The sequence below is a fragment of the Actinomycetospora chibensis genome (assembly GCF_028737215.1).
GTDB lineage: Bacteria > Actinomycetota > Actinomycetes > Mycobacteriales > Pseudonocardiaceae > Actinomycetospora > Actinomycetospora chibensis.
On sequence record NZ_JAQZAM010000009.1, the window covers coordinates 35,849 to 56,031 of the forward strand.

The 20,183-nt window shown below is 76.1% G+C and carries 18 protein-coding genes; 8 read left to right on the forward strand and 10 right to left on the reverse strand.

Annotated features, from left to right (window positions below):
• Both PH189_RS15065 and PH189_RS15070 read right to left on the reverse strand, forming a co-directional pair.
• Entirely contained in the window at positions 1 to 3,588 is a 3,588-nt protein-coding gene (locus PH189_RS15065; RefSeq protein ID WP_274189624.1) for a glycosyltransferase family 2 protein, read from the reverse strand.
• A 118-nt stretch (positions 3,589 to 3,706) separates the two neighbouring features.
• Complete coding sequence (locus tag PH189_RS15070) at positions 3,707 to 3,967, reverse strand: WhiB family transcriptional regulator (RefSeq protein WP_274189625.1); 261 nt, start codon at positions 3,965 to 3,967, stop codon at positions 3,707 to 3,709.
• 351 nt (positions 3,968 to 4,318) lie between these two features.
• Between PH189_RS15070 and PH189_RS15075 the strand changes: the two genes are divergently transcribed.
• From PH189_RS15075 to PH189_RS15090, 4 genes are read left to right on the forward strand one after another with little or no spacing between them, the layout of a single operon-like run.
• Complete coding sequence (locus tag PH189_RS15075) at positions 4,319 to 5,083, forward strand: site-2 protease family protein (RefSeq protein WP_274189626.1); 765 nt, start codon at positions 4,319 to 4,321, stop codon at positions 5,081 to 5,083.
• Between the two features lie 42 nt (positions 5,084 to 5,125).
• Positions 5,126 to 6,127 carry a 2-phospho-L-lactate transferase gene (gene cofD, locus PH189_RS15080; protein WP_274189627.1) on the forward strand — a complete coding sequence of 334 codons (1,002 nt, stop codon included), beginning with the start codon at positions 5,126 to 5,128 and terminating at the stop codon, positions 6,125 to 6,127.
• A complete protein-coding gene (locus PH189_RS15085) occupies positions 6,117 to 7,466 on the forward strand; it encodes a coenzyme F420-0:L-glutamate ligase (protein WP_274189628.1) in 1,350 nt (449 codons plus the stop codon). The genes cofD and PH189_RS15085 overlap by 11 nt, the downstream gene beginning before the upstream one ends.
• Positions 7,463 to 8,059 carry an NUDIX hydrolase gene (locus PH189_RS15090; RefSeq protein WP_274189629.1) on the forward strand — a complete coding sequence of 199 codons (597 nt, stop codon included), beginning with the start codon at positions 7,463 to 7,465 and terminating at the stop codon, positions 8,057 to 8,059. Before PH189_RS15085 ends, PH189_RS15090 begins: the two co-directional genes overlap by 4 nt.
• Before the next feature lie 48 nt (positions 8,060 to 8,107).
• Here the strand turns inward: PH189_RS15090 and PH189_RS15095 are convergent, their stop codons facing one another.
• Together PH189_RS15095 and manB are read right to left on the reverse strand one after the other, a co-directional pair.
• Positions 8,108 to 9,043 carry a DNA-3-methyladenine glycosylase family protein gene (locus PH189_RS15095; protein WP_274189836.1) on the reverse strand — a complete coding sequence of 312 codons (936 nt, stop codon included), beginning with the start codon at positions 9,041 to 9,043 and terminating at the stop codon, positions 8,108 to 8,110.
• Entirely contained in the window at positions 9,036 to 10,127 is a 1,092-nt protein-coding gene (manB, locus tag PH189_RS15100; RefSeq protein WP_274189837.1) for a mannose-1-phosphate guanylyltransferase, read from the reverse strand. The genes PH189_RS15095 and manB overlap by 8 nt, the downstream gene beginning before the upstream one ends.
• Positions 10,128 to 10,337: 210 nt before the next feature.
• On the opposite strand from manB, the gene PH189_RS15105 reads away from it, so the two are divergent.
• Positions 10,338 to 10,784, forward strand: coding sequence for a hypothetical protein (locus PH189_RS15105; RefSeq protein WP_274189630.1), 447 nt, complete (start codon positions 10,338 to 10,340; stop codon positions 10,782 to 10,784).
• Between the two features lie 6 nt (positions 10,785 to 10,790).
• On the opposite strand, the gene PH189_RS15110 is transcribed toward PH189_RS15105, so the two are convergent.
• From PH189_RS15110 to rfbD, 4 genes are all read right to left on the reverse strand, one after another.
• The gene (locus PH189_RS15110) at positions 10,791 to 11,693 is read right to left on the reverse strand and encodes a glycosyltransferase family 2 protein (RefSeq protein ID WP_378014998.1); all 903 of its coding nucleotides are present in this window, start codon (positions 11,691 to 11,693) and stop codon (positions 10,791 to 10,793) included.
• Positions 11,694 to 11,703: 10 nt separating this feature from the next.
• On the reverse strand, positions 11,704 to 12,615 hold the full coding sequence (locus PH189_RS15115; protein ID WP_274189632.1) for a tetratricopeptide repeat protein: 912 nt from the start codon (positions 12,613 to 12,615) through the stop codon (positions 11,704 to 11,706).
• 40 nt (positions 12,616 to 12,655) lie between these two features.
• Positions 12,656 to 12,916, reverse strand: coding sequence for a hypothetical protein (locus PH189_RS15120; protein ID WP_274189633.1), 261 nt, complete (start codon positions 12,914 to 12,916; stop codon positions 12,656 to 12,658).
• 70 nt (positions 12,917 to 12,986) lie between these two features.
• Positions 12,987 to 13,901: a dTDP-4-dehydrorhamnose reductase gene (rfbD, locus tag PH189_RS15125; RefSeq protein WP_274189634.1), complete on the reverse strand. Its 915-nt coding sequence runs from the start codon at positions 13,899 to 13,901 to the stop codon at positions 12,987 to 12,989.
• 274 nt (positions 13,902 to 14,175) lie between these two features.
• Here rfbD and PH189_RS15130 point away from each other — a divergent pair, with 274 nt between their 5' ends.
• The 3 genes from PH189_RS15130 to PH189_RS15140 are packed head-to-tail and all read left to right on the forward strand — an operon-like array spanning position 14,176 to position 18,186.
• Positions 14,176 to 16,293, forward strand: a complete 2,118-nt coding sequence (locus tag PH189_RS15130) for an LCP family protein (RefSeq protein WP_274189635.1) — start codon at positions 14,176 to 14,178, stop codon at positions 16,291 to 16,293.
• Between the two features lie 34 nt (positions 16,294 to 16,327).
• Complete coding sequence (locus tag PH189_RS15135; protein WP_274189636.1) at positions 16,328 to 17,047, forward strand: TIGR03089 family protein; 720 nt, start codon at positions 16,328 to 16,330, stop codon at positions 17,045 to 17,047.
• Positions 17,044 to 18,186, forward strand: a complete 1,143-nt coding sequence (locus PH189_RS15140; protein WP_274189637.1) for a GDSL-type esterase/lipase family protein — start codon at positions 17,044 to 17,046, stop codon at positions 18,184 to 18,186. The genes PH189_RS15135 and PH189_RS15140 overlap by 4 nt, the downstream gene beginning before the upstream one ends.
• 93 nt (positions 18,187 to 18,279) lie before the next feature.
• On the opposite strand, the gene PH189_RS15145 is transcribed toward PH189_RS15140, so the two are convergent.
• Both PH189_RS15145 and PH189_RS15150 read right to left on the reverse strand, forming a co-directional pair.
• Positions 18,280 to 18,768, reverse strand: coding sequence for a DUF805 domain-containing protein (locus PH189_RS15145; RefSeq protein ID WP_274189638.1), 489 nt, complete (start codon positions 18,766 to 18,768; stop codon positions 18,280 to 18,282).
• Positions 18,769 to 18,874: 106 nt separating this feature from the next.
• Positions 18,875 to 20,032, reverse strand: coding sequence for an acyl-CoA dehydrogenase (locus PH189_RS15150; RefSeq protein WP_274189639.1), 1,158 nt, complete (start codon positions 20,030 to 20,032; stop codon positions 18,875 to 18,877).
• Between the last annotated feature and the right edge of the window lie 151 nt (positions 20,033 to 20,183).

The following is a 20,183-nucleotide window of genomic DNA, read 5'->3' on the forward strand; positions in this document are numbered from 1 at the left end:
CTAGTCCAGACGAGTCCGCGACGGCAGCGCCGAGAGCGCCGTGAAGAGCACGAGCGCGAGCTGCAGGAGCAGGAGCAGGAGCCGTGCGGTGTCGTCGCGTCCGACGACCACGGGGCCGCCGGCGTCCCCGACGGGTACGCCGACGAGATGGCCCCAGGCCGGCACGACCGACACCGGCGCGCGGCCGACCGTCGCGGTCCACCCCGACTCCAGCTCGGCGGCCACCACGAGCAGCCGGCGGTCGGCGCCCGGCGAGACCCGCACGCCGACGGTCGGCAGGTCCGACGGCACCGGCGTGAGGCCTGCGGGACGCCGCGGGGCCGCCCGGGCCTCGGTGGCGTCGTCGGAGACCGGGGGCTCGAGCAGCACCGCACCGCCCACCGGCAGCGCGACCCGGGCGACGGGCCGCCCGTCGGAGGCCGGCGGGGCGTCCGCGAGCAGGGGACCGGCCGAGGTGCGCACCGAGCGGGCGGTCTGCTCGTCGGGCAGCACCACGGCACCGGTCCCGGCCGTGGCGAGCTCCGCGACGCCGGCCTGCGCGGTGGCCGGGTCGCCGGAGAGCAGCGCGCGCACGTCGCGCTGCAGCCGGGCGGGCGCGGCGCCGACCGGGGCGAAGTCGTCGTCGCCGTAGCGGGGCAGCGTCGGGCCCGACCGGCGGGTGGTGTCGGGGTCGCGGGTGAGGACGACGACGCCCGCGCCGCTGCGCGCGAGCTCGTCGGCGAGCGGGGCGGCGAGGGTGGCCGGGCGCGTGGCGGCGAGCGGTCCGGCCCCGCCGCCGAGGACGGTGACCACGGCGAGCGCCACCACCGCGAGCGCGAGCACCGGCACCGCGACGCCCCGTGCCCGCTCGCTGCGGTCGTCCCCGCGGTCGCGCGCCCGGAACCGGCTCGCGAGGCCCGTCGCGCTCGCGCCCACCCGCTCGGCGGCGTCCGAGAGGCGACCTCCGAACCCCGCTCCGCCGAGGTCGAGCTCGGACTCGCCGCGACGGTCCGGCGCGCGACCGCTGCGCTCGCGGCGGCCGAGGAGCTGCCCGAGCGGCTCGGCCCGGGCGGCCGCGACCTGGGCGAGCAGGCTCCACAGCGCCCCGCACGCCGCCAGCGCGAGCGCGGGACCGGTCCAGCCCGGGCGCGGGTCCCCGCCCGAGAGCGGCGGCAGCGCGAACGAGCCGACCAGCGCCGCGGCGCCGACCCCGAGCAGCAGGAGCGCCAGCCCCGGGACCGCGGCCCGGCGGGGCGCCAGCAGCGCGCCGCCGACCGCGACGACGACCAGCAGCAGGCCCGCCCACGGGACCGTCCCCGGCCCACCGGGGTCGAGCGACAGGATGTCGAGCGCGCCCGCGAACCGCTCGGCCACCGGGGCGCCGGTGCCGTGCAGGAGGATCTCGGGAGCGGTGAGCAGCACCGTCGGCCACGGCAGGAGCAGCAGCACCGGCAGGACGACGATCACGGCCAGGGCCATGGCCCGGCGCCCCGCCGCCCGCGGCGGCGACGGTACGAGCACGAAGCCGACCACCACGACGACGAGCACGAGCGCGTACACGAGCGGCGCGAAGGCGCCCACGACCGCGAGCGCCAGCGCGGTGCCCGCCGCGGTGCTCCACCACGAGCCGCGACGGCCGGAGACGCGGACCCCGCGCAGCACGGCGAGGACGCCGGCGAGCACGAGCGGCAGCAGCACCACGGTGACGACGCCGTCGAGCCGGCCCTGCGCCACCGCGCCCGCCGTGACCCCGAGCAGCGCGTAGACCGCGCCGGCGAGCGCGCGCAGCACCCGGCCGACCCGCAGCTCGCGCGTCGCGAGGTACGCCGAGAGGCCGGCGAGGGGCAGCGCCGCGAGCAGCAGGAGCGACACCGCCGCCGGCGGCCCGCCCAGCGGCGCCACCGGACCCCCGAGCACCCCGACCACGGCCAGCGCGGCGGGCGCCGGCGCGCCGGTGCCGCCGGCGGCCGGGTGCCACGCCGCGAGGTAGGACGACCACAGCTCGCGCAGCCCCGGGACCTCGGCGATCCGCCCGCCGACGAGCGTGAGGCCCAGCCGGGACCACTGCGTCACGAGCGCGACGACCGTCAGGCCGACGACGAGCAGCAACGGCGGGGCCAGCAGGAGCTCGCGCGCGACCCGTCCCGCGGTGACGGGGACGACGACCACCCGCTCGCCGGGCGCGGTCGGGGGGTCCTCCCAGTCCTGGCCGGGCGCGCCGGACCGGCCCTCGGCGCGCGGGGCCGGGGTGGGAGCCGGCCCCACGGGTGCCGCGTCGGCCGGGGCGCGGGGTCCCGGCAGCGCGACCGCCAGGGACTCGCCGGGGCGGCGCAGGCCCGCGGTCCTGCGGGTGCTGCGTGTGCTGCGTGTGCTGCGCGGCAGGGCGGCGCCGACGGCCAGCGCGCCGGGCCCCACGGCCGGGCGCCGGGCGGCGTCCCCGCCGTCGGAGGCGGCGTCCTCGCGCGACTCCCGCTCCGCCCACTCGGGCAGCCGCCCGAGCGAGAGCTCGTCGGCGAGGCGGCCGCGCACGAGCGAGGTCAGCCCGCCGCGCACGGCGTTGCGCAGCCGTGTGGTGCGGCTCGTCAGCAGTCCGCGCAGCTCGCGGGGCAGGGCCGTCGCCCCGGTGCTGCGCCGGCGGCGCGCGTCGGCGAGGTCGGCGATGCCCGGACCGGAGCCGAGCACCCGCGACAGGCCGGCGAGCTCGGCGCCCGCGGCCCGCGCCCGGCGCACGAGCAGCAGGCCCAGGGCGCGGAGCACGGCGAGCACGGGCAGGCGCGCGAGTCCGAGCACGAAGGCGGGCGACGAGCAGTTGGCCAGGAAGGTCCGGATGCCGTGGGCGCGGTCGGTGGCACGGTAGCGATGGTCGACCCCGGCGGTGTCCAGCGGGCGGGTGCGGGCGGAGAGCGCGCGGGCGTGGCGCAGCCGGGCCGAGGGGGCGCAGAGCACGAGACCGCCGGCGCGGTTGACCCGCCAGCCGTAGTCGACGTCCTCGCGCAGCAGGCCCAGGGCCGTGTCGTAGCCGCCGAGCCCGTCCCACTCGCGGCGGCGCATCAGCGAGCCCGCGGACCCGACGGCGAGGACCTCGGAGTTCGTCGCGAACTGGCCCATGTCGAGCTCGTCGGCCCCGATGCCGGTCTGCCGCGACCCCGACGCGTCGATGGACACGCCGGCCTCGACCACGAGCCGGGGCTCGTCCCAGTCGAGGCACAGGGGGCCGAGCACGGCGGCCGACGGCGAGGCGTCGGCGACGGAGAGCAGGACCTCGAGACAGTCCGGGGCCGGGGCGGCGTCGTCGTGCAGGACCCACAGCCAGTCGCCCGACCCCGAGGGGCCTGCGCCCTCGGCGTTGCGGCCCCAGCGCCGGTCGGCGTCGTCGACCGCGGTGTGCACGGCCTCGGCGAACCCGGTGTCGCGGGGCATGCGCAGCACGACGTCGACCTGGTTGCTCGCCGCGAGCAGCCCGGAGGTGCCGTCGGTGGAGCCCGTGTCGACGGCGATCACCCAGCGCGGCCTGCGGGTCAGGCGCGCCAGGGAGTCCAGGGCGGTGGGCAGCCAGAACTCGCCGTCGTGGCACACCAGCACCGCGAGGACGGGCGAGGTTCCAGCCACCGACGAGCCGCCCTTTCCTCGGGCGACCTCCCCGCGGGGCGCCCCTCCACCGGTCCGGCCGCCGAGGGTAGGGCCCCCCGGCGGACTGTCCGGTGCCGGGTCCGTGCCGGGGACGAGGTCAGACGGCGTCGACCGCGTCCATCGTGTCGAACGCCCGACGCTTCAGGCGCCGGCGCTCCCGCTCGGACAGGCCACCCCAGATCCCGAAGCGCTCGTCGTGCCCGAGGGCGTACTCGAGGCACTCCGAGCGGACGTCGCAGCTGTTGCAGATCTGCTTGGCCTCCCGGGTGCTCCCACCCTTCTCGGGGAAGAACGCCTCCGGGTCCGTCTGCGCGCAGAGGGCGCGCTCCTGCCATTCCTGCTCGTCCTCGGTGACCATCGCCAGCTCCGAGAGGACATCCCTCAGAGGAGGCTGCCCCACCGGACCGAAGGCCCTCACTGCATCGCTACCCAGCACCACCGACCCGCTCTCCGCACCGTTCACGGACACCTCCCTCGCCTCGACTCCCCCCGGCCCCCACTGAGTGGACGAGGCGTCGGCCCCGCACCGACGTGTCATCGCGTAGGAATTACACCGGTGTCGTTCCATCCGGGTCAAGCCGGGGGACACGTCCGGCCGCATGTCGCGGCGGGCGGTCGTCACGTGCGGTGAGCGTCACTGCGCTGTCCGTAGCAATGAGCTGTCACCACGCCTTCGAGGCGCCCGCCGGTGATCGGGGAGACTGGATGCGTGACATCCCGCGTCTCGCGCCTGCGCTCGCCGGTCAGCCCCATCTTCCTGGTGCTGGTCGCGCTCACCGTCGCCGGGGGCGCCCTGACGCTCGTGCCCGCCCGGGGGACCGTGATCGGCGGCACGGTCCTGCTGGTCCTGGCCGGGTGGGCGGTCTCACTCTGCCTGCACGAGTTCTCCCACGCGCTCACCGCGGACCGCTGCGGCGACCACTCGGTGCGTGCCCTCGGCTACCTGACCCTGGACATCCGCCGCTACGCCAACATCGGGCTCACGCTCGTCCTGCCGCTGCTGTTCCTCGTCATCGGCGGGATCCCGCTGCCCGGCGGCGCGGTCTGGATCCAGCGGGGCGCGCTGCGGTCGCGGCCGGCGATCAGCGCGGTCTCGTTGGCCGGGCCGATGGCCAACCTCGTGCTCGCCGCCGCGATCGCGATCGGCGTGGCGCTCACGGCCCCGCCCCTGCCGCTGGCCGCGGCCCTGTCGTTCCTGGGGATCATCCAGGTCCTGACGTTCGTGCTGAACCTGCTGCCCGTCCCGGGGCTCGACGGCTGGGGCGTCATCGACCCCTACCTGCGCTACGGGACGCGGGCGGGCGCGGCGCGCATCGCGCCGTTCGCCCCCTTCGCGATCATCCTGCTGCTGTTCCTGATCCCCGGCGCCTCGGCGCTGCTGTTCGCGGCGGCCGAGTGGGTCTTCGCCCTCGTCGGCGGTGACGGGACGCTCGCGCGGCTGGGCAACGTGCAGTTCGCCCGGCTGCTCGGCTGACCGCCTGCTCGACGGGTTCGGGACCGGGAGGACGATCGGGGCATGAAGGTCACCGTTCTCGTCGGCGGGGTCGGCGGCGCCCGCTTCCTGCAGGGCGTCCTGGCCGCCGCCGCACCGGGCGACGCGATCCGTGCGGTGGTCAACGTCGGCGACGACATCTGGCTGCACGGGCTGCGCGTCTGCCCGGACCTCGACACCTGCATGTACACCCTCGGCGCGGGCATCGACACCGAGCGCGGCTGGGGCCGGGCCAAGGAGACCTGGTCGGTCCGCGAGGAGCTCGAGGCCTACGGCGCCGACCCGACGTGGTTCGGGCTCGGCGACCGCGACGTCGCCACCCATCTCGTGCGCACCCGGATGCTGCGGGCGGGCTACCCGCTCTCCCAGGTCACCGCCGCGCTGTGCGACCGCTGGTCGCCCGGTGTGGAGCTCATCCCGGCCAGCGACGACCGGATCGAGACCCACGTCGTCGTCGACGACCCGAACAGTGCCGACGACCCACCCGCCCGCCGGGCCATCCACTTCCAGGAGTGGTGGGTGCGCCACCGCGCGGCCCTGCCGGCGCACTCCTTCGCCTCGGTCGGGCGCGAGCAGGCCACGGCGTGCCCCGCCGCGCTCGCCGCGATCGCCGACGCCGACGTCGTGCTCGTGGCGCCGTCGAACCCCGTGGTCAGCATCCACACGATCGTCGACGTCCCCGCCATGCGGCCCGCGCTGTCCGCCGCGGCGGGCCGGGTCGTCGGGGTGTCGCCGATCGTCGACGGGCACGCGGTGCGCGGGATGGCCGAGGCGTGCCTGACGGCGGTGGACGTGCCGGTCAGCGCCGAGGGCGTCGGGCGCTGGTACGGCGCGCGCACCACCGGCGGCCTGCTCGACGGGTGGCTCGTCGCCCCGGGCGACGGGGCCGAGGTGCCGGGCGTCGAGGTCCGCGAGGTGCCGCTGATGATGACCGACCCGGACGCCACGGCGGCGATGGTGCGCGCGGCCTACGAGCTCGCCGGCGTCCGCGGAGCGGAGCGGAGCCGGACCGTCGATGGCAGCTGATCACGCCTCCGACGGGCTGACCCTCTGGGGCGTCCCCGGTCTGCCGGAGTTCCGCCCCGGCGACGACCTCGCCGGCGCGCTGGCCGATGCCCTCGCCGGCTCGCTCGCCGACGGCGACGTGGTGGTCGTGACGTCGAAGGTGCTCTCGAAGGTCGAGGGCCGCCTCGTGCCGGTGCCCACCGATCCCGACGAGCGCGACGCCGCCCGCCGCGCGCTGGTCGACCGCGAGACCGTGCGGCTGCTCGCCACCAAGGGCCGCACCAAGATCGTCGCCAATCCCCTGGGGATCGTGCAGGCCGCCGCGGGGATCGACGCCTCGAACGTCGCCGGCGACGAGGTCGCGCTGCTCCCCGAGGATCCGGACGCCTCGGCCGCCGCCCTGCGCGCGGCGCTGCGCGAGCGGCTCGGCGTGGACGTGGCCGTGGTCGTCACCGACACCATGGGCCGCACCTGGCGCGTCGGGCAGACCGACGCCGCGATCGGCGCCGCCGGGCTGGAGGTCGTGCACGCCTACGGCGGTGCCGTCGACAGCCAGGGCAACGAGCTCGTGGTCACCGAGGTCGCCGTCGCCGACGAGGTCGCCGCGGCCGCCGACCTCGTCAAGGGCAAGCTCGGCGGCGTGCCCGTCGCCGTGGTGCGCGGCCTGCCCTCCTCCCTGCGGTCGGAGACGGCGCGGGGTCGCGACCTCGTGCGGTCGGTCGACGAGGACCTGTTCTGGCTCGGGACGGACGAGGCGCTCGCGCGGGGGCGGCGCGAGGCGGTGCCGGCGCGACGCTCGGTGCGCGCGTTCGCCGACACCCCGGTCGATCCCGAGGCGCTGCGCCGGGCCGGCGCCGCGGGCCTCACCGCGCCCGCCCCGCACCACACCCGCCCGGTGCGTTTCGTGCGCCTGGTGTCGCCGGAGCTGCGCGTCCGGCTGCTCGACGCCATGGCCGAGGCGTGGCGCGCCGACCTGCGCGGCGACGGGTTCTCCCCCGACGCGATCGAGCGCCGTGTCGCCCGCGGCGACCTGCTGCGTACCGCGCCCGAGGTCGTGCTGCCGTTCCTCGTCCCCGAGGGTGCACACGCCTACCCCGACGCGCGCCGGGCCGCGGCCGAGCACACGATGTTCACCGTCGCCGGCGGCGCCGCCGTCGGGAGCCTGCTCGTCGCCCTGGCCGCCGAGGGGCTGGGGTCGTGCTGGGTGTCGTCGACGATCTTCGCGCCGGAGATCGTGCGCGAGGTGCTCGACCTGCCCGCCGACTGGGAGCCCCTGGGCGCCGTCGCGATCGGGCACCCCGCGTCCGAGCCGCCGCCGCGGGGCGGACTGGCCGTCGACGACCGGTGGGTGGAGCGATGACGGACACGCAGCGGACGCTGGCGTCCACCACGCGCGCGGCCGTCTCGACGGCCGCCGTGCACGCCGACGCCCGCGAGGTCCTGGGCCGGTGGCGGGCCGGGACGCGCGAGCTGGAGTCGGTGCGCCTGGGGCTGGTGTCCTACCTCGCCGCCCGCCCCGACGCGTGCTCGCGCTCCTGCGCGCCCGGTCACCTCACGGCCTCGGCGCTCGTCCTCGACGCCGCGGGCGAGCGGGCGCTGCTGACCCTCCACCCCCGGGTCGGGGCGTGGATCCAGCTCGGCGGGCACATCGAGCCGGAGGACACGACCCTCGCCGGTGCCGCGCTGCGCGAGGCGGAGGAGGAGTCGGGGATCGAGGGCCTGACCCTCGACCCCGAGCCCCTGCACGTCGAGATCCACGCCCTGACCTGCTCGCTCGGCGTCCCCACCCGCCACCTCGACGTCCGCTTCGTCGCCCACGCCCCGCCCGGCGCCGTCGAGGCGATCAGCGACGAGTCGCTGGACCTGCGCTGGTGGCCGCTGGCGGAGCTCCCGGACGAGGTCGCGTTCGGCCGGTCGCTGGTCCGTGCCGCTCCGGGTCGGAACCGCTCCTGACGATGCTTCGGTTTCCGAAGCATCGTCACCACCGACGCGGGCTCCGGGTCAGTAGCTCCGGTAGTCCTTCGGCGAGAAGCGCGGCCCGAAGCGGGGCCGGCGGAACCCGGAGGCCTCGATGTAGCGCACCGCCCGCTGGCGCTGGGGGGCGTAGCAGGCCAGGACCTCGAGCATCCCGTCGTCGTCGAGCTTGCGCCCCACCAGGGCCCAGCCGACGGTCGAGGGAATGTGGAAGTCGCCGACGCTCACCGCGTCCGGATCCCCCCAGGAGCGCTGGGCGACCTCGGCGGCGGTCCACACGCCGATCCCCGGGATCTTCATCAGCAGCGCGCGCCCGGCCTCGCCCCGCAGCTCCGCGGCCTTCTCCAGGCGGTGGGCGACCGTCGCCGACGCGAGGATCGCCCGGCGCCGCGACTGGTCGACGCCCGCGCGGTGCCACTCCCAGTCGGGGACCTCGCGCAGGCGCCGCGGCGTCGGCGGGAGCTTCATCCGGCGCGGGCAGGGGCCCGGGGCGTCCTCGCCGAACCGCCAGCACAGCTCGCGCCACGACCGGCGGGCCTCGGTGCCGGTGACCTTCTGCTCGAGGATCGCGGGCACCAGCAGATCCCACACCGTGCGTGTGCCGCCGAGGCGCAGGCCCGGCATGCGCCGCCGGGTCTCGGCGACGAGCGGGTGGTGGCCGACGAAGCCGGAGTCGTCGTCCTCGGCACCCAGCAGCATCGGCACGCCGTCGACGGCCCACTGCGCGCCCGGACCCCAGGCGCGGGCCCGGACCTCCCCGTCGCGCCGCGAGATCGCGAGCGTGGCGGGACCGTCGGGGGTCGGCGTCGAGCGCCAGATCTCCCCACCTTCGCTCCCCTCCAGCTCCATGTGGAAGGTCGGGTCGCCCCGCCCGCGTCGCAGCGGCGCGAGCAGCGCCCGCACGTCGAGGACGAACTCCGGCCGCCACACCCGTTCCGCGGCGGCAGCGAGGACCTCAGGCACCACCCGAGAATCGCAGACCGCCGTCCGGGACGACGAGTCCGGGCCAGACGCGCAGCCCGGCCAGCAGCTCGCAGGACGCCCCGATCGAGGCGCCGTCGCCGACGACCGCGTCGCGCACCACCGTGTCGTCGCCGATCGACGCGCCGGGACCGATCACCGAGCGCTCGATCACGGCGCCGTCGCCGATCCGGGCGCCGTCCATGAGCACCGATCCGGAGACCCGGCTGCCGTCGCCGATCTGCACGTCGGCACCCACCGTCGTGCCGTCCGTGAGCGACGCCGACGGCGCCACCTTCGCCCCGGCCAGCAGCAGCGCGGTGCCGACGGGGCCGGGCAGCGCGGCGGTGGGCGCCGCCCCCTGGACGAGGTCGGCGCTGCCGCGGACGAAGGACGCGGGGGTGCCGAGGTCGAGCCAGTACGACGACTCGACGTGGGCCTGCAGGCGCCGGCCGCTCTCGAGCAGCCCGGGGAACGTCTCCCGCTCGACCGACACCGGGCGCCCGGAGGGGATCGCGTCGAGCACGTCGCGGCGGAAGACGTAGCAGCCGGCGTTGACCTGGTCGGTCGGCGGCGTGAGCGTCTTCTCCAGGAACGCCAGGACGCGCCCGTCGTCGTCGGTGGGCACGCAGCCGAACGCGGTCGGGTCGGGGACCCGCACGAGGTGCAGGGTCGCGTCCGCGCCCGCGGCCCGGTGCTCGGCGACGACGGCGCGGACGTCGACGCCGGAGAGGATGTCGCCGTTGAACACGACGACCTCGTCGTAGCCGGGCTCCAGCGCGTCCGCGGCGAACCGGATGCCGCCGCCGGTGCCCAGCGGCTCCGGCTCGGGACGGCACTCGAGCTCGAGCCCCTCCAGCCCGCCGGTGGCCTGGTCGCCGAGGAACGCCTCGAAGACCTCCGCCCGGTAGGCCGTCCCGAGCACGACGCGGCGGATCCCGGCCGCCGCGATCCGCGACAGCAGGTGGGCCAGGAACGGCACCCCGGCCGTCGGCAGCATCGGTTTCGGTGTGGTCAGCGTCAGCGGCCGCAGCCGGCTCCCCTGACCGCCGACGAGGACGACCGCGGCCGTCCGGGCCGGGTCGATCTCGACGGTGTGATCTGCGGTGTGATCTGCGGTGCGATCTGCCGCGTGTCCCGCCGTACGCCCTGTCGTGTCCCCCGAGTGCTCCACTCGAGACCCCCCTCGTCGATGACGAATCGTGACCGAGGGCGATAGTGTGGACCCTCCCGGGGCCGCCGACGGCAGTGACCCGGAACGGACCCGCCCGTCGGGGGAACGAGCAGGAGGGTCGTGGTGGCCTCGAATGCGTGGGAGCGTGCCCAGGACGCCATCGCGCACGCCTCCCAGCGGGCCACGGAGCGTGACGAAGATGTGATCACGCCGGACAACGCCGAGTCGCCGTTCGACGCCTCCGCCACCACCGTCCTCCCGGGCGGGCTGGCCGCCCGTCGCGGCGTCCCGGTCGACCCGGAGCTCACCCAGCGGCTGCCGCAGAACAACGGCGGCCGCCGCACCAACGGCCACCACCGGCGGCCCGACGAGGACGACCGCGGCGCCCACGACGACAGCGAGGCCCGCACCGTGCGCTTCGGCACCGGTCCGACGCACCCGGGGACCTCGCCGTTCCCCGCCAGCCCGTTCACCTCCGGCCCCTTCCCCGCCGGCGACGACGGCGCACAGGCCGGGAGCCCGCAGGAGACGCCGCGGCGCCCGTGGTGGCGCCGCCTGTTCGGCGGCTGACCGCGATCAGGGTGCCGCGCGCACCCCGGTGCGGGCGCGCAGCCCCAGCCCCACCCGCAGGCCGAACCGCACCGGGGCCCAGCGCGCGCCGCGGTAGCGGTCGGCGAGGAAGCGGTAGGCGCTGCGGTGGTGCTCGGCGAGCATCCGGGACGACGTGGGGGCGTCGCGCTCGGTGGCGTGCCCGCCGGTGTGCACGACCTCGGCGTCGGGGACGTAGACGTTCAGCCACCCCGCGCGGCCCAGCCGGTCGCCGAGGTCGACGTCCTCGAAGTACATGAAGTAGCGCGGGTCGAAGCCGTCGACGGAGTCCCAGGCCTCGCGGCGCAGCAGGACGCACGAGCCCGACAGCCAGCCCGCGGTGCGCTCGGCGACCGAGCCCTCCTGGCGGTAGGAGCGCGTCCAGGGGTTCGCCGGCCACACCGCCGCGAACAGCGCGTGGCCGGCACCGCGGCCCAGCGACGGCTGCAGGCGCGCCGACGGGTAGACCTCGCCCCCGGTGCGGATGAGCGGCCCGAGCGCGCCCGCCCGCGGCCAGCGGTCCCCGGCCTCGATCAGCGTGTCGAGCGCGCCGGGGTCGACGACGATGTCGGGGTTGGCGACGAGCACCCAGCCGACCTCGGCCGGCAGCCCCGCGACGCCGCGGTTGGCGGCCGCGCCGTAGCCCACGTTCTCGCCGATGCGCAGCAGCTCGACCCGCTCGTCGGCGGCCGCCGCGGCCTCGGGGGCCCCGTCGACCGAGCCGTTGTCGGCGAGCACCACCCGGTACGGGCGCGTCGTGGCCTTCTCCAGGGACGTCAGGAGCTCGGCGAGGGAGTCGCCCGGCGAGTAGGTCACGCAGACGACGGCCAGTCCGGAGCCGTAGGGGGCGGTCACGGGATCGGTCGCGACGGGATCGGGCACGGCCCGCATTGTGGCCGACTCAGTCGTCCCACTCGTCGACCAGCCCGCGGTACTCGGCCTCGAGCACCGCCAGAGCGTCCGGGTCGCCGCGCCAGGCCGCCTCCTCGAAGAACGGCTGGGCCTCCTCGGTGCGCCCGTGGTCGTAGAGGAAGCGCGCGAGGTGGAACGCGGCGCCGGGCTCCTTGACCTCGTGGGCCCGGCGCAGCTGCTCCTCGGCGCCCTCCGGATCGCCGCGCCGGTCGCGCAGGAACCAGCCGTAGTAGATGTGCGCGCACGCCCCGCCGCCCGCCGCGGCCTGCCGGTAGAGCTCCTCGGCCTCGTCGACGCGGTCCTCCGCGAGCCGGCAGTCGGCGAGCGCGACGAGTGTGGAGGGCTTGGCGTCGTCCCGGTACGCCTCCGCGAGCTCGGTGGCCGTGAACGGGTCGTCGAGCTCCTCGAGGTGCAGGGCCACGAGGTTCAGCGGGGCGAGGTCGTCGCCGAGCCGGGCCGCGCGGTCCAGGACGTACGCGGCCTCCTGGGTGCGGCCGCGACCGCGCAGGAAGACGCCGTAGTCGTTCATCGCGTCGGGGTGGCCGCCGTCGATCCCGACGAGGAACGCCGCCTCCGCGCCCTCGTGGTCGCCGAGCGCCTCGAGCGTCTCGCCCAGCAGACCGGCGAGGTCGCTGCGCCCGCGGGCGTGTACGGCCGGGGTGAGGACCTCGACGGCCTCGCGACGCTCGCCGTGGTCGAGGTGGGCGTCGGCGAGCAGACCGGGTGCGGAGTGCTCACCGCTGGCGTGGGCCCGCCGGAGCAGGGCCACGAGGTCCTCGTGGTGCTCGTCCTGGTCGTCGCCCGGCGCGGCCCGGAGCGCGCGCGCCTGGGCGCAGAGGGGTTCGTCCGCGGAGTCCGATCCCGACGAGGTGGTCGTCCCCGGCGCGGCCTGCTCCGTCATCGCCTCAGGGTGTCACGCGAGGGCGCTCATACCCAGGAACTCAGAGCCGTGGACCGCTCGAGGTGTCGTCGGCGGACGGCAGGGTCATCGGCCAGTACCGCCAGGAGTTCGGCGTCGGGACCGACGAGGCCGTCGGGCCCGCGAGGCGCGCCGCGCGGCGGTCACTGCGCCGTCGCTCGGCCTGCCACCGCTCGTCCCGGGCCACGCGGGCACGCAACCGATGACGCTCACGCCCGGCGTCGATCACCAACCACACGGCGACGAGACCGAGCAGCGCGAGGAGCACCGTCTCCACAGCCATGGCCGCTCAACGCGCGACGGTGCGCCGAGGACACGAAAATGACACCGATGGGATTAACGAGCAGGGCCGTTCAGTCCGGCAGGAGGTCCGGATGGCGGACGACGGCGGCGTGCAGGGCGTCCCGCCAGGGTGGTAGCGGCGCGAGGCCGGCCGCGCGCCACGAGGCGTCCGAGAGCACCGACCAGGCCGGACGCGGCGCGGGGCGCGGGAACGACGCGGTGTCGCACGGCCGCACCCGCGACGGGTCGGCACCCATCTCCTCGAGCACGGCCCGGGCCAGGCCGCACCAGGTCGTCGCCCCGCCGCCGGCCGCGTGCCGCGTCCCCGGGGGCGCGGCGGAGCGGGCGAGGGCGAGCAGGCCGTCGGCGAGGTCGCCGGCCCAGGTCGGCGAACCGTGCTGGTCGTCGACGACGGTCAGGGTGTCGCGCTCGCGGGCGAGCCGGGCGATCGTGCGGACGAAGTTCGCCCCGGTCGGGCCGTAGACCCACGCGGTCCGGACGATCTGGTGGGCGCCGGGCAGGGCCGCGCGCACCCGCTCCTCACCCGCGAGCTTGCTGCGGGCGTAGACGCCCTCCGGGCCGACGGGGTCGTCCGGCTCCAGGGGGCGGCGCGCGCCGCCCGGCAGCGGCCCGAGGACGTAGTCGGTGGAGACGTGGACCATCGTCGCGCCGACCTCGGCGCACGCCGCCGCGAGCAGGCCGGGCGCCTCGGCGTTCACGGCCCAGGCGTCGGCAGCCGCCTCGGGATCGGTCTCGGCGCGGTCCACCGCGGTGAACGCGGACGCGTTCAGCAGCACCGCAGGCCCGTCGCCCGAGCCCAGCCCGCCGTGCACCGCGTCGCGGACGGCCACCGGGTCGGTGACGTCCAGCTCCGCCCGCGTCACGGCGACGACCCCGCCCGACGCCCAGCCGGCCGATGGGGCGTCGGGCGGGGTCAGCCGTGCGACGAGCTCGCTGCCCAGGGCTCCGCCGGCCCCGGTCACCATCCACCGCACAGGAACCCCCCACCCGTCGATCACTCACAGGGAGTCTCCCACCGGTCACGGAGGGCACCGGACGCGGCGGGTCACCGCCGGTGCGTCCCGTCCGCCGTGAGAGCCCCTGCTCGGGAGCGGATTCCCGATCGAGGGCTGACCCGCCGTGTCCACGACGCGCCGACGGGCCGTCGGACGGGTGAGAAGCCCCGAACCGGTCGGGCGCCGTCTAATCTGCGATCCGGACGTCCTCCCGGGCCGCGCAACGCCGGTGACCAGGGATCGCGTGCCCCGGACCGATCCGGTCGCCGGGGTGCTGCGGACGCCGGGGCGAGACATGGACGAGATCGAGGGCGGCCCGTGGGCCCGCACGTGGAGGGAGGCCGGGCCGATGAACGACGACGAGCCCGGCCAGACCCGTCCCGAACAGGCCCGTCCCGAACAGCCCCGTCCCGAACAGCCCCGTCGCGATCCGGCCCGCCGCTACGGGCCCACCGCCGCCCGCCGTAGCCCCGGTCGTGCGGGCGGGCCGCCCGACGTGGACGTCGACCCCACCGTCCCCGAGCGCGAGCCGGTCCGTCGGGAGCCCGAGCGCGGCGGGGCCCGCCTTCGCCGCCGCGACCTCGCGGAGCTCTCGACCCCGTCGGTCGAGGTGCGGGGGTCGGCACGGTCCGCCCCGGGGACGACCAAGGCCCGGGCACGGCGCCCCGACGGCGCGGTCCCGCCCGACGACCGCCCCCGCCGCCCGGCTCCCCCGCCCCGGGACCGCGACCCGCGCGACCGTGACCCCCGCGACCGCGACCCCCGCGAGACCCGCGCGCTGCGCGAGCGTGAGCGCGACCGCCGTCCGGGGTCCCCGCCGCCGCGGGCCCCGCGCCCGCCCGCCCCGGGCCGCGGCGACCTCCCGCCCGAGCGCGGCCGGCGGTCGATCGGGCGCACGCTGCGCCTCGCGATGATCGTGCTCTCGGTGCTCGTGTTCGCCCTGTCCGGCACGGCGTGGGCGGCGCTCTCGGGCTCCATGGGATCGTCCGGGGCGCTCGGCGACGGCCCCGTCGGGGACGCCGCGGACGGCGCCACCGACATCCTGCTCGTCGGGGTCGACAGCCGCACCGACGCGCAGGGCCAGGCGCTGCCCGACGACGCGCTGCGGGCGATCGGCGCCGGCGCCGCGGACGGCGTGGTCAACACCGACACGATGATCCTGGTGCGGGTGCCCAACGACGGCAGCCGCGCGGTGGCCTTCTCGATCCCGCGCGACAGCTACGTCTCGATCCCCGGGGCCTTCCGCCGGGACAAGATCAACTCGGCGTACCCCGGCGCGAAGGCCGACGAGGCCAACCGGCTGGTGCAGTCCGGCGTCACCGACCCGCGCGAGGTCGACGTCCGCTCCTCCGAGGCGGGTCGCCAGGAGCTGGTGCGCGCGGTCGCCGACCTCACGGGGCTGACCGTCGACCACTACGCCGAGGTCAACCTCATGGGCTTCTACACGCTGACCAACGCCATCGGCGGGGTCGACGTGTGCCTCAAGAACCCTGTCGACGACGAGCTCTCCGGCGCCCGCTTCCCCGCGGGCCCGCGCACCGTCGCCGGGCACGACGCGCTCGCCTTCGTCCGCCAGCGCCACGGCCTGCCCAACGGCGACCTCGACCGGATCCGGCGCCAGCAGGCGTTCCTCGCGTCGATGTCCCGCAAGATCCTCTCCAGCGGCACGCTCGCCGACCCGCTCACCCTGGCCCGGCTGCTCGACGCCGTCCGCGGGTCCGTGGTCCTCGACGGCAACTGGGACCTCCTGCGCTTCGGCCAGCAGATGCAGGACGTCAGCGGCGGCGCCGTCGCGTTCCTGACCATCCCCACCCAGGGCACGCAGAACATCGACGGCCGCGGCGACGTGGTGGCCGTCGACCCCACCGCCGTCCAGCGGTTCGTCGCCGACGCCATCGGCCCCGAGAACTCGGCCGCCGAGGACGACGGGCCGGCGCCGAGCACCATCCCCGTGGACGTGCGCAACGCCTCGGGCGCGGAGGGCGCCGCGGCCCGCGTCGTCGCGGTCCTGTCCGCGCAGGGGTACGCGCGCACGGTCGCCGGCAACGCCGAGGCGCCGGCCCCGCGCTCCGAGGTGCTGTTCGGTCCCGCCGGCGACGCCGCGGGCGCCCGCGTGGCGCGCAGTCTCGGCGACCTGCCGGCGCGCTTCGACCCCGCGGTGCCACCGAACTCGGTGCGCGTCGTGCTCGGCAACGACTACGACGGCCCCGGCGCGGCGCCGCCCCAGGCCACGGGTCTGGGTGGCCTGGGCGGCTCCGGCGGCGAGTCCTCGAACGGGCTCTCGGGCACCGCGGAGACCCCCGCGCCTGTGCCCCCGCCGCAGCCGGCGATCACCGCCGAGGGCGTCGCCTGCGTCGACTAGGCCCACCGACGGCCCACCGATACCGTCGCGCCCGATGACCGTGACCGACGCCCTGCTGAACCCCGTGCTCGCGGCCGACGCCGCGCGCCCCCTGATCACCTTCTACGACGACGCCACCGGCGAGCGGATCGAGCTCTCGGGGGCGACGTTCGGCAACTGGGTCGCCAAGACCGCCAACCTGCTGCGCGACGAGTGCGACGTCGAGCCGGGCACGACCGTGGCCGTCCTGCTGCCGGCGCACTGGCAGGCCGCCGCGGCCCTGTGCGCGATCTGGTGGTGCGGCGCGGAGGCCGTCGCCGACCCCGCGGGCGCCGATGTCGCCCTCGCCACCGAGGACACGCTCGACGCCGCGGCCGGCGCCGGCCTGGTCGTCGGGTTCTCCCTCGACGCGTTCGGGCGGGGCCTCGGGGACGGGCTGCCGTCCGGAGCCGTCGACTACGCGACCGAGGTCCGCCTGCAGGGCGACCACTTCGACCCGCTGACCCCGGTGCCCGACGACGCCCCCGCGCTCGCCGGGGTCGACGTCGCGGGCGTCGTCGCGGGCGCCCGGAGGCGCGCCGCCGAGCTCGGCCTCGGCCCGGACGACCGCGTCCTCAGCACCGCCGCCTGGCCCGTCACGAGCACCGGCGGCCTCGTCGACGGCTTCCTGGCCGTGCTCGCCGCGGGGGCCTCGCTGGTGCACGTCCGCCACCCCGCCGGCGACCAGGAACGGCGCGCGGGGACCGAGAAGGTCACCAGGGTCCTCGACGCGTGATCACCACCGAGATCACCCCCGAGCTGGTGCGCGGGGCGCTCGAGCTGGAGCCCACCGCCGACGGCCTGCGCCCGCACCGCCTGCCCGGCCGGGCCCGCGCGCAAGCAGATGGGCAGCTCCTCATGGCGGAGGCGCAGCCGTCGGGGGTGCGGCTGGTCCTGCGCACGCGGGCGTCGGTCGTCGAGCTGGACACGCTGCGCACCCGCGTCGGCTACCGGGGCCTGCCGCTGCGCCCCGACGGCGTCTACGACCTGCACGTCGACGGCCGGCTCGTCGCCCGCGCGGGGACCTCGGGCGGGCGGGTCCTGCGTCTCGACCCGACCACGGGCGCGGCGGAGACCGAGCCCGGGCCGGCGGGCACGGTCCGGTTCGACGGACTGCCCGAGCACGACAAGGAGGTCGTGGTCTGGCTCCCGCACACCGAGATCACCGACCTCGTCGCCCTGCGCACCGACGCTCCGGTCACGGTGCCGCCCGCGCAGCGCCCGGTCTGGCTGCACCACGGCAGCTCGATCAGCCACGGCTCGAACGCCGCGAGCCCGTCGACGACCTGGCCCGCCCTCGCGGCCGCGGCGGGCGGCGTCGAGCTCGTCAACCTGGGCTTCGGCGGGAGCGCGATGATCGACCCGTTCGTCGCCCGGGCGCTGCGCGACACCCCCGCCGACCTCATCAGCATCAAGATCGGCATCAACCTCGTGAACGCGGACGTCATGCGCCGGCGCGCCCTCGGCCCCGCGCTGCACGGGTTCCTCGACACGATCCGCGAGGGCCGCCCGACGACGCCGTTGCTCGTCGTGTCCCCGATCCTGTGCCCGATCCACGAGGACACCCCCGGCCCGGGCGCCGTCGACCTCGACGAGCACGGGGCCATGTCGTTCCGCGCGACGGGCGACCCCGCCGAGGTCCCCGCCGGGCGTCTCACGCTGCGGGTGATCCGCGAGGAGATCGAGCGCGTCCTCGCCCAGCGGATCCCCGACGACCCGCTTCTGCACCACCTCGACGGCCTCGAGCTCTACGGGGAGGCCGACGCCGCCGAGCTGCCGCTGCCCGACCGTCTGCATCCCGACGCGGCCACCCACGTCCGGATCGCCGACCGTTTCGCCGCCCGCGTCTTCGCGCCCGGCGGGCCGTTCGCCTGACCCCCATACCCCCGACACGACGACACCGGACCCGGCGGGTGCCGGATCCGGTGTCGGGTCGTGCTGCGTCGTGCGGGTGGGGCCGGGATCAGATCAGGGCTGGCCCTGGTATCCCTGCTGCTGCGGGTAGCCACCCTGCTGCGGGTAGCCGGGCGCCTGCTGCGGGGCGCCGCCCTGCGGGTAGCCGCCGCCCATGGCGTCCTGCTTCGGGTCCATGCCGTACTGGTTGGGGCCGCGGGTGCCCTCGATGCAGTAGAACACCAGGAGGACGATGCCGCCGACGATCGGGATGAGGCCGATCAGCAGCCACCATCCGGTGCGGTCGGTGTCGTGGAGCCGGCGGACGGCGACCGCGAGAGACGGGATCAGCACGCCGAGCGAGTAGAGGCCGCTCAGCAGACCCCCTCCGAACTGGAACCCGGTACCGGTCGAGGCGAAGCTCGCCGTGCCGATCAGCACGTCGATGAGGGCCAGCACGACGTAGGCGATGGCGTTGAACAGGACGAACATCCAGAATTCGGTGCGACGCGCACGCCCGCTGAAGTCGGCGTACTGCTTGAGCACCTTCAGGTACCACTGCATGGGGAGACCTCTCACGGAGCGTGGGCGGGGCCGCTCCGTTCTGGCGGTCCCTTTCGCCCGGCTAGACTAGCTACTCTCACGCTCCGTGAGGAGTACCCCGAACGGGTTACTTCTTGAGGAGGCTCCTGGCCATGACCATGCGCTGGATCTGGTTGGTGCCCTCGTAGATCTGCGTGATCTTGGCGTCGCGCATCATCCGCTCGACCGGGAAATCGACCGTGTAGCCGGCGCCACCGAAGAGCTGCACCGCGTCGGTGGTCACCGACATCGCGGTGTCCGAGGCGAAGCATTTCGAGGCCGACGCGATGAGGCCCATGTTCTTCACGCCGCGCTCGGCCCGGGCGGCGGCGGCGTAGACGAGGTGCCGCGCGGCCTCGGTGTTCATCGCCATGTCGGCGAGCATGAACTGGACGCCCTGGAACTCGGCGACGGCCTTGCCGAACTGCCGGCGCTCGCGCACGTAGTCGACCGACGCGTCGAGCGCGCCCTGCGCGATGCCGACCGCCTGCGCGCCGATGGTGGGCCGGGTGTGGTCGAGCGTGGCGAACGCCGTCTTCAGCCCCGTGCCGGGCTCGCCGATGATGCGGTCGCCCGGGATGCGGCAGTTCTCGAAGTAGATCTCGGTGGTGGGCGAGCCCTTGATGCCGAGCTTGTGCTCCTTCGGACCCACGGAGAAGCCGGGGTCGTCCTTGTGCACCACGAACGCGGAGATGCCGTTGGCGCCCTTGTCGGGGTCGGTCTTGGCCATGACCGTGTACCAGTCGGAGATGCCGCCGTTGGTGATCCAGCATTTGGTGCCGTTGAGCACCCAGTCGTCCCCGTCCTGCTGGGCGCGGGTGCGCATCGAGACCGTGTCCGAGCCGGCCTCGCGCTCGGAGAGGGCGTAGCTGATCATCGACTCGCCCGAGGCGATGGTCGGGAGGACCTGCTGCTTGAGCTCCTCGGAGCCGCTCAGGATGATCGGCATCGAGCCCAGCTTGTTCACCGCGGGGATCAGCGACGCCGACGCGTCGACGCGCGCGATCTCCTCGATGACCATGCAGGCCACGATCGAGTCGCCGCCCTCGCCCCCATAGGCCTCCGGGATGTGGATCGCGTGGAACCCCGCCTGCACGAGGGCCGTGCGGGCCTCCTCCGGGAACCGGGGCGTCTGGTCCACCTCGAACGCGTGGGGCGCGATCTCCTTCTCGGCGAGCGCCCGGACCGACTCACGCAGCGCGTCGCGCTCCTCGCCGAGGCTGTACAGGTCGAAATCCGGGTCCACAGCGATCCTCCATAGGACGTGCCCTTGCTCTGACTGCAGCGCGACCTCACGATACTCGGACGTCCGACCATCGTGGCCCTCGAACGACCCCGGAGGACTGTGGCCCCGGCTACGCTCCGCCCGCACCGTCACCTCCACAACCCCGAGGTGC

What these genes read in the sequence shown, in the direction of transcription:
- PH189_RS15070 (WP_274189625.1), bottom strand. Translation starts at nt 3,967, where the DNA reads ATGGTCACCGAGGACGAGCAGGAATGGCAGGAGCGCGCCCTCTGCGCG.
- cofD (WP_274189627.1), top strand. Translation starts at nt 5,126, where the DNA reads ATGAAGGTCACCGTTCTCGTCGGCGGGGTCGGCGGCGCCCGCTTCCTG.
- PH189_RS15085 (WP_274189628.1), top strand. Translation starts at nt 6,117, where the DNA reads ATGGCAGCTGATCACGCCTCCGACGGGCTGACCCTCTGGGGCGTCCCC.
- PH189_RS15090 (WP_274189629.1), top strand. Translation starts at nt 7,463, where the DNA reads ATGACGGACACGCAGCGGACGCTGGCGTCCACCACGCGCGCGGCCGTC.
- PH189_RS15110 (WP_378014998.1), bottom strand. Translation starts at nt 11,693, where the DNA reads ATGCGGGCCGTGCCCGATCCCGTCGCGACCGATCCCGTGACCGCCCCC.
- PH189_RS15115 (WP_274189632.1), bottom strand. Translation starts at nt 12,615, where the DNA reads ATGACGGAGCAGGCCGCGCCGGGGACGACCACCTCGTCGGGATCGGAC.
- PH189_RS15120 (WP_274189633.1), bottom strand. Translation starts at nt 12,916, where the DNA reads ATGGCTGTGGAGACGGTGCTCCTCGCGCTGCTCGGTCTCGTCGCCGTG.
- rfbD (WP_274189634.1), bottom strand. Translation starts at nt 13,901, where the DNA reads ATGGTGACCGGGGCCGGCGGAGCCCTGGGCAGCGAGCTCGTCGCACGG.
- PH189_RS15135 (WP_274189636.1), top strand. Translation starts at nt 16,328, where the DNA reads ATGACCGTGACCGACGCCCTGCTGAACCCCGTGCTCGCGGCCGACGCC.
- PH189_RS15145 (WP_274189638.1), bottom strand. Translation starts at nt 18,768, where the DNA reads ATGCAGTGGTACCTGAAGGTGCTCAAGCAGTACGCCGACTTCAGCGGG.